We start from the raw sequence: 7,773 nt of genomic DNA, 5'->3' as shown, positions 1-7,773 counted from the left end.
GTCTATGCCGCCTTCGCCGTGCTGGGCGGGCTGGCTCTGGCCCTCTTCCTGCGCGCCCTCTCCGGGGCCGATGAGAGGCGGCCGGCGCTGGCGGTCTGAAAGAAGAAGAGCTCACGCAAAGCGCGCAAAGAAGCAAAGAACGCAAAGAAAAACCTCTTCTTTGCGTTCTTTGCTTCTTTGCGCTCTTTGCGTGAGCCTCTTCTTCCTACTGGATGTCCACCACCATCGAGTAACTCAACGGCCCAATCGCCGGGTCACTGGCGACGACGATGGTGTAGTCGCCCGTCGTCGTCATCGGCGCGGCCACGCCGGTGATGTCGCTGCCGATGCCGATGAGCTGCCCGGCGCTGTTGTAGACAAACACGTCCAGCCAGCCCGTCTCCGCCAGCCCGAACGACAGGTTCATCGTCTGCCCGGCCAGGGCGCGGATCACCCAGTGATCCACGTCGCCGCCGAAGGGCAGGTCGCCCGTCACCGTGGCCGAAGTCGCCTCCGGCGCGAACTCAATACGCGTCGCCGTCCCCGGCTGCGGCAGCGGCGGCGCGCCCACCTCCAGCGAGTAGCTGACGGCGTTGGTGCTCATCGTGCTGAGGACGATCAGGTAGTCGCCCGTGGTCGGAATCTGCGTGCCCAGGCTCGTCGGCGCGCGGCCGAAGTTGAGCACATTGCCGGCCATATCGCGCACCGTCACGTCGGCGTTGGCCTGCGGGTTGTCGTTCACGTTGGTGATGAGGGTCTGCCCGCCCAGCAGCCGGATGACGTACTCCACCGGCGGCAGCCCGACGGCCACCTGCCCGTTGAACGCCGCGCTGGTCTGCCCCGGTCCGAAGTTGATGCGGATCGGCTCCACCGGCGGCGGCGGGTTGGTCGGTGGCGCGGTGACGGTCATCGTGTAGCTGAGCGCCGGCGCGGTGGCCGTGCTGCTGACGTCGATGTAGTAATCGCCGGCCACCGTGGTCGCGGCCACGACCCCCGACATGTCCGTGCCGCTGGAGATGTTCCGCCCGGCCGTGTCGCGGACGTAGATGCTCGTCACGGCTGGTGTGCTGGCGAAGACGGCCACGGTGAACTGTTGGTTCGCGCCCAGTTGCAGGACGTAGCGATTGATGTCGCCGCCGGCAGCCAGCGAGTCGGAGACCTGCGCCGAACTCTGCCCCGGTGCGAACTGGATGCGCGTTGGCTGGGACGGGTTCAGCGGCGGCGCGGTGACGGTCATCGTGTAGCTGATGGCCGGCGCGGCCCCGATGGTGCTGACCCAGATGATGTGGTCGCCGGCCTGGGCCGTCGTCGTGCTGACGCCCGACATATCCGTGCCGTAGCCGATCATCCCGCCGTCGGGGCCATAGACCCAGATGTTGGTGACGGCCGGCGTGCTGGCAAAGACGCCCACGCCCAACCCCTGATTGGCGGCCAGATTGATGACGTACCGGTTGACCTCGTTGCCGCCGGGCAGCGAGTCGCTGACCTGGAGCGAGCTTTGCCCCGGCGCGAACTGGAGGCGCGTTGGCTGCTCCGGCGGCGGGTTGATGGGCGGGGCGGTGACGGTCAAGGTGTAGAGGATCCGCGGCGCGTTGGCCTGGCTGCTAATGTCGATGGTGTAGTCGCCGGCGGCCGTCGTCGTCACGCCCACGCCACCGGACATGTCCGTGCCGCTGGCGACCAGCCGCCCGGCCGTGTCGCGGATGAAGATGCGCGTGACGGCCGGCGTGCTGGCGAAGACGCCCACGCTCAACTGCTGGCCCGCGGCCATGCTGACCACGAACTGGTCAATGTCGCCGCCCGCCTCTAGCACGTCGTCGCGCTGGACCGCGCTCTGCCCCGGCGCGAACTGGAGGCGCGTCGGCGTGATGCCACCTCCAGCGGGGATGAAGACCTGCATGGTGTAGCCGACGGCTGGCGCGCCGGAGGCCGTCGATAGGTTGATCTGGTAGTCGCCCGTGGCCGGCACGGCGGCCGAGACGCCCGTCGTATCCGGGCTGGTCGCCAGCACGCCGCCGGTCATATCGCCCAGCATCAGGTTGATGTTACCCGGCGGATTGGCGATGGCCTGCACCGTGACCACCTGCCCGGCCATGACGCGCAGTATCCAGGTGTCCGTGTCGCCGTTGGCGGCCAGCCGGCTCTGGACGATGGCCGAGGTCGCTCCCGGCGCGAACTGGATGCGCGCTGAGCCGCCGGGCGGCGGGCCGGCGCTGACGGTCGCCGTGGGTGGCACGGCGGTGGGCGGGACGGCCGTTGGGGGCGCGGTGGTGGCCGTCGCCGTGGCCGGAACGCTCGTCGCCGGGACGGCTGTGGCCGGCCGCGTCGGCGTGGTGGTGTTGGTTGGCGAAACGGCAGGGACGGCCGTGGCGACGGTCGAGGTGGCCGCGACCACCGTGGCCGGCATGGTGGCCGGCGCGGTTGCCGCCACGGTTGGCAGCGTCACCGTCGGTTGCGCGCCTTCGCCGCCGCGCCGGCACGCGACCAATGCCAGCGCCAATAGAATAAGAAAGACAAATGACAGACCCTTACGAAACATTCTCTCTGCTCCACTACTGTGCCCACGGATGCGGGCCTACGCGCTCGCCGATCGGCCGCGCGGCGGCGATGTACGGGTTGTAGTATAGCCAGAAGACGACCGCTGTCTGTCAAAGGTTTCACAGATGGGGCGAGTCGCGCATGACGAACAGCGCGTTAAGAGAAAGGCAGGGTTGTTGCGGCCTACTTCTCCCGCGGCCGCATAGCGCGCAGGAAGACGTAAGCGCCGATGACGATGAGCACCACCGGCCAGTAGCGCAAGACGCTCGGCTGCAGCCCAAAGAAGCCGCCAAACACCGCGAACAGGACGACGCTGAGGCCCAGCAGAAAGACGGCCACGCCGCGCGCCTGGGCCAACTCGCGGTCGAACAGGCTGCCCAACAGCATCCCCAGCCCGGCAAAACCCGGCATGAGCGTCCAGATGTAGGCCCAACTGCCCCAGTCGCCGGTGTTTACCTGGTAGGTGAAGATGCCGCCCAGACCGAGCAGGAAGACGGCGGGGATCATTAACCCGCCCACCCGCGCCAGCAGCGCCGAGATGAGGAATATCCCGCCCAGCGCCAGCAGGATCCACGGCCAGCTGATGCCCGCGAACAGACCGGGCCGAAGCTGGTAGAGCAGAAAGCCAACCCCGACCAGAATCAGGATGACGCCCCAGACCACATTCTCGCGTTTCATTGTCGCCTCCTACCAGTAGGGGCCAGACCTGCGTGTCTGCCCCTTGAAGTGACACCCGCCATAAGAGTAGCGCAGGCTGGCGGGCTGCGCCAGACCTGTCTGGTCTTTCCCCATTGCGCAGTCTGTACAGTTCGTAGTCAGGCAATTCATTGCCGTTCTTCCTGTCCTTGCGCGAAGAACGGCAATGTATTGCCTGACTCCGAACAAGCACAGGCTGTCGGCACACACTGTGCTACCGTGTATGCGATTGTCCTGGATCTTTCTCGCCAGAGCGGCAGGGTATTGGTACAGTGTTGCAATCCGAAAATCCGTATGTGAGGCGGCCCATGCTCTATGACGAGGTAAACCCTACCAGATCGTGGTGCGGCAGCGCGGCCAGGTGACCATCCCGCGTAAAGTGCGCGAGTCGCTGGCTATCGCCGACGGTGATACGCTCACCCTTGTCCCATTGGGCGAGATGCTGGTGTTGGCCCCGCGCCGGCTGCGCGTGCCCGAATTGGCCTACCAACTGGCCGATCTGTTGGACGGAGCGGGGCTATCGCCGGCCGATATGCTGGAGGAACTGCCGCGCATTCGTGAAGCGCTCCACCGGGAGCGGTATGGGGGGGATCATGACCGAGAAAATGCACAATCTCTCGATACTATACCCCGATGATTTGTTGCTCTCGCTCAAAAAGAGCCAGGCTGAGTTTGAAGCGGAGGCGCGGCTCCTACTGGCGGTAAAGCTGTATGAAATAGGGCGCGTCTCTACCGGGATGGCTGCCCGGTTAGCCAGGATGGATCAGGTCTCTTTCCTGTTCGCCCTGGGCCGCCTTGGACTGTCGCCTCTCGACCGCTCGCCCGATGAATTGATGCAGGACGCGACGAACGCCTGAACGTGGCGGCAGCCTGACAGGCTGCGCTACGTAGCGCAGCCTGTCAGACTGCCGGCCAACTGCCTTACTTAGGCCCAGCGTTCTTAATGTCGTCCGTCACTAACTCTTCGAACTGCTTGAAGTTGTTTTTGAACATCTCCACCAGGCGGGCAGCCTGCGCGTCGTAGGCGTCCTTGTCAGCCCAGGTGTTGCGGGGCATCAGGATCTCCGATGGCACGTCGGGCACGCTCTCCGGCACCATCAGCCCGAAGTTCGGCTCCTCCACCATCTTGACGTCGTCCAGCTCACCGTCGAGGGCGGCGTGGATCATGCGCCGGGTGTGGGCCAGCTTCATGCGGCTGCCGACGCCGTGCGGGCCGCCGGTCCAGCCGGTGTTGATCAGCCATACCTTCGCGCCGTGCTTCTCGATCTTCTCGCCCAGCAGCTGGGCGTAGACGGCCGGCCGCAGCGGCATGAACGGCGCGCCGAAGCACGTGCTGAAGTTCGGCTGCGGCTCGGTCACGCCGCGCTCCGTGCCCGCCACCTTGGCCGTGTAACCGCTCAGGAAGTGGTACATGGCCTGGGCATTGGTCAGGCGAGCGATGGGAGGCAGCACGCCGAAGGCGTCGGCGGTCAGGAAGAAGACGTTGTTCGGGTGGCCGCCCACACCGTCGCGCACGGCATTGCTGACGTGGGAGATGGGGTAGCTGGAGCGGGTGTTCTCGGTCAGCGAGGCGTCGTTCAGATCGACGCGGCGCGTGCCGCTGTCCATGATGACGTTCTCGAGGATGGTGCCGAAGCGGCGGGTCGTCTCGTAGATCTCCGGCTCACCCTTGGGGTCGAGCTTAATAACCTTGGCGTAGCAGCCGCCCTCATAGTTGAAGACGCCATCATCGCTCCAGCCGTGTTCGTCGTCGCCGATGAGCGTCCGCTTGGGGTCGCTGCTCAGCGTCGTCTTGCCCGTGCCGCTCAGCCCGAAGAACAGGGCCACGTCGTCGCGGTTATCGCCGAAGTTGGCGCTGCAATGCATCGACATGACGCCCTGCTTGGGCATGTAGTAGTTCATGGCCGTGAAGATGCTCTTCTTGATCTCGCCGCTGTACTCGGAGCCGCCGATGAGCACCAGCCGCCGGCCAAAGTCGAGCAGGATGAAGGTCTGGCTGTTCGTGCCGTCCTGCTCCGGCTCGGCCTTCAAGTGGGGCATGTCGACGACGGTGAATTGCGGCACGTGGTTGCGCAGCTTCTCCGGATCGAACTCGCGGATGAACATGTTGCGGGCAAAGAGGCTGTGCCAGGCGTATTCGGTGATGATGCGCACCGGCATCCGGTAGTTGGGGTCGGCCCCGACGTACCCATCGAAGACGAAGATGTCCCGGTTCTGGGTATAGGCGACCATCTTGCGATAGAGATAGTCGAAGTTCTCCTGGGAGAAGGGGCGGTTGACCTTGCCCCACCAGATATCGGACTCGCTGCCCGGCTCCTTGACGACGAACTTGTCGTTGGGCGAGCGGCCGGTGTGGCTGCCGGTCTGCACGACCAGCGGGCCCAGGTGGGCAATGGCCGCTTCGTGGCGGCGGATAGCCTGCTCATAGAGCATGGAGGTGGTCAAGTTCCAGTAGACGGTTTCGGCATTCTTGATGCCATGGTTCTCGACGCCGTAATGGCTGACGAATGCGCCAAAGTTTTGCATAGTGTACTCCTGTTTGGGTTTGGAAAAGACGGGTCGCGTTCGCGTAGCTCATCGGTTAGTGTATGTCATGCGGCCCCGTTTGGCAATCTGACAGCCGCGGCCGTTTGTCATATCTTGCTTGCGCAGAATGTCATACCTTTGTGTTCGTAGTCAGACAATTCATTGCCGTTCTTTGGGCTAGCCTGAAGAACGGCAATGAATTGCCTGACTACGAACTACGCTATAATGGGTCTATCCTGCTGATCGGGAAGGAGGTAACACATGCGCACCAAATGGCTGTTCGCCGTGGCCTGGCTCGTCCTGGGCGCGGCCCTGCTGGGGTGGTTGCTAAGAGCCTCGTCCGGCCCGGCCGTATCGGCTGATACGTCCGACGCCGCGGCCCACCTGCCCATCGTCATGAGGCCAGACAACACCCCGACGCCCGACCCCACGCCGACGGTCACGCCCGGCCCCACCCGCGAGCCTCCGCCCGGCGGCAACTGGATCGCCAACGGCAGCTTCGAAGACGGCTGGACCGACCTGCCGCCCGCGCCGGGCAACCTCACCAACCAGAACCCCAACGGCTGGACGTTGACCTGGCTGGAGCCGGGCGCGCTCTTGTGGGATGACGAGGTTGCCCAGTCAGGTGGCGTGGCGGAGAGCCTGCACAAGCTGAACAAGCAACTCCCGCCCAACGAGCAATTGGGTGGCCCCAACGCGCTCATCCTGGACGGCGACAAGGTCTACAAGACGTTCCACGCCATCGCCCCGTTCGGCACGCAGCTTTACCAGCGGGTCGGCAATCTGCCGGAGGGCGCGTGGCGGCTGACGGTACCGGTACAGGTGCACGCGCGCAACGACCCCGACCCGTGGTCGTCGGAGTCGGGCGCGTGGGTGCTGCAGGGCGGCGCGCAGGCCGGCGGCTGGGCCAACGCCGAGGTGATGGGCGACCACCAATGGTTCGAGCACGTGGTGGAATTCCAGACGCCGCCGGGGGGCGGGGTCGTCGAGGTCGTGCTGCGCTTCAAGAGCAAGTGGAACGGGCGCGACTTCTTCATCGACGCCATCACACTGGAGCGCATCGATGCCGTCGCCGCCGGCCGCCACCGGCAGTTCTCGCCCGGCCGCGTCCTGTGGCTCTCCCGTCCCCTCTCTCTCATCCCCGCCGACGAACTCGTGCGGGTGGAATAAATGAACCACAGATTGACACGGATTTTACGGATGTACACGGATTGATCCTTAATGTTCAATCCGTATACATCCGTAAAATCCGCGAAAATCCGTGGTTGATTCATTAATTGGGCTAACCCAGCCCCTCAACGAAGCCGCGCCGCCAGCTTGGATAGATCGGTTCCCATTCCAGCTCGCGCCGCGCCTTGGTGTTCGCGCCGCCGCGAATTTGCGTCATCATCGCCAAACCGCCTTCGCCGATGAGCGGCCGCCCCAGCCAAGCGGGCACGTGAAAGGGGGGCTTGGCGCCCACCGCTTGCGCCAGCGCCGGCAGCCAGACCGAGACCGGCGCGGGTTCGTCGTCGACAACGTTATAGACGCCGGGCGCGCCGCGAGTGATGGCAGCCATCGTTGCCCGGGCGGCATCCTCAATGTGCAGGAACGACCAGACGCCCTTGCCATCGCCCACGACAGGCAACCTTCGCCGGCGAACGAGTTCAACCACCGACCCATTGTTGCCAATACTCGTTCCCGGACCATAGAAGAAGCCATAGCGCAAAGCCAATGCCTCCAGCCCTTCGACCTGGCGCACCGCGTCCTCGAGATAGCGGATCGCCGCCAGTGTCCGGCTGAAGGCGGCCGGCGGATGGGGGTCGAGCGGGTCTTCTTCGGTCTTGACCGGCCCACCCACACGCGCGAACGGCCAGCCGCAAAAGCTCTGCGCGATGAAGCGGCGCGTTCCCACTCGCCGCCCCGCCGCCAGCAGGGCATCCGTGACCTGAGTGCGCAGACGATTGGTCGTCGCAAACGCCTCGTCCAGTTTCCTGAAGTCCAGGGCGGCGGGAATGGCCGTGAGTTGGTGGATGATTACGTCGGGCCTGGCAT

Annotated in this window: 7 protein-coding genes; 3 read left to right on the top strand and 4 right to left on the bottom strand. The window is 65.0% G+C overall.

Annotated features, from left to right (window positions below):
• Positions 1-205: 205 nt before the first annotated feature.
• Entirely contained in the window at positions 206-2,518 is a 2,313-nt protein-coding gene (locus tag ACE3UY_RS03790; protein ID WP_374686222.1) for a hypothetical protein, read from the bottom strand.
• A 182-nt stretch (positions 2,519-2,700) separates the two neighbouring features.
• Positions 2,701-3,195: a hypothetical protein gene (locus ACE3UY_RS03785; RefSeq protein WP_374686221.1), complete on the bottom strand. Its 495-nt coding sequence runs from the start codon at positions 3,193-3,195 to the stop codon at positions 2,701-2,703.
• A gap of 358 nt (positions 3,196-3,553) precedes the next feature.
• Between ACE3UY_RS03785 and ACE3UY_RS03780 the strand changes: the two genes are divergently transcribed.
• Both ACE3UY_RS03780 and ACE3UY_RS03775 read left to right on the top strand, forming a co-directional pair.
• Positions 3,554-3,850 carry an AbrB/MazE/SpoVT family DNA-binding domain-containing protein gene (locus ACE3UY_RS03780; protein WP_374686220.1) on the top strand — a complete coding sequence of 99 codons (297 nt, stop codon included), beginning with the start codon at positions 3,554-3,556 and terminating at the stop codon, positions 3,848-3,850.
• Entirely contained in the window at positions 3,807-4,070 is a 264-nt protein-coding gene (locus ACE3UY_RS03775; protein WP_374686219.1) for a UPF0175 family protein, read from the top strand. Before ACE3UY_RS03780 ends, ACE3UY_RS03775 begins: the two co-directional genes overlap by 44 nt.
• A gap of 64 nt (positions 4,071-4,134) precedes the next feature.
• On the opposite strand, the gene ACE3UY_RS03770 is transcribed toward ACE3UY_RS03775, so the two are convergent.
• Positions 4,135-5,739, bottom strand: a complete 1,605-nt coding sequence (locus ACE3UY_RS03770) for a phosphoenolpyruvate carboxykinase (RefSeq protein WP_374686218.1) — start codon at positions 5,737-5,739, stop codon at positions 4,135-4,137.
• 261 nt (positions 5,740-6,000) lie between these two features.
• Between ACE3UY_RS03770 and ACE3UY_RS03765 the strand changes: the two genes are divergently transcribed.
• Positions 6,001-6,909 carry a hypothetical protein gene (locus ACE3UY_RS03765; RefSeq protein WP_374686217.1) on the top strand — a complete coding sequence of 303 codons (909 nt, stop codon included), beginning with the start codon at positions 6,001-6,003 and terminating at the stop codon, positions 6,907-6,909.
• A gap of 112 nt (positions 6,910-7,021) precedes the next feature.
• On the opposite strand, the gene ACE3UY_RS03760 is transcribed toward ACE3UY_RS03765, so the two are convergent.
• A partial coding sequence (locus ACE3UY_RS03760) for an NAD-dependent epimerase/dehydratase family protein (protein ID WP_374686216.1) occupies positions 7,022-7,773 on the bottom strand: 752 nt, incomplete at its 5' end.

Source organism: Promineifilum sp. (SeqCode), from assembly GCF_041918635.1.
Lineage (GTDB): Bacteria > Chloroflexota > Anaerolineae > Promineifilales > Promineifilaceae > Promineifilum.
This window is presented reverse-complemented; position numbering and strand designations above follow the sequence as displayed.

What these genes read in the sequence shown, in the direction of transcription:
- ACE3UY_RS03790 (WP_374686222.1), bottom strand. Translation starts at nt 2,518, where the DNA reads ATGTTTCGTAAGGGTCTGTCATTTGTCTTTCTTATTCTATTGGCGCTG.
- ACE3UY_RS03785 (WP_374686221.1), bottom strand. Translation starts at nt 3,195, where the DNA reads ATGAAACGCGAGAATGTGGTCTGGGGCGTCATCCTGATTCTGGTCGGG.
- ACE3UY_RS03775 (WP_374686219.1), top strand. Translation starts at nt 3,807, where the DNA reads ATGACCGAGAAAATGCACAATCTCTCGATACTATACCCCGATGATTTG.
- ACE3UY_RS03770 (WP_374686218.1), bottom strand. Translation starts at nt 5,739, where the DNA reads ATGCAAAACTTTGGCGCATTCGTCAGCCATTACGGCGTCGAGAACCAT.
- ACE3UY_RS03765 (WP_374686217.1), top strand. Translation starts at nt 6,001, where the DNA reads ATGCGCACCAAATGGCTGTTCGCCGTGGCCTGGCTCGTCCTGGGCGCG.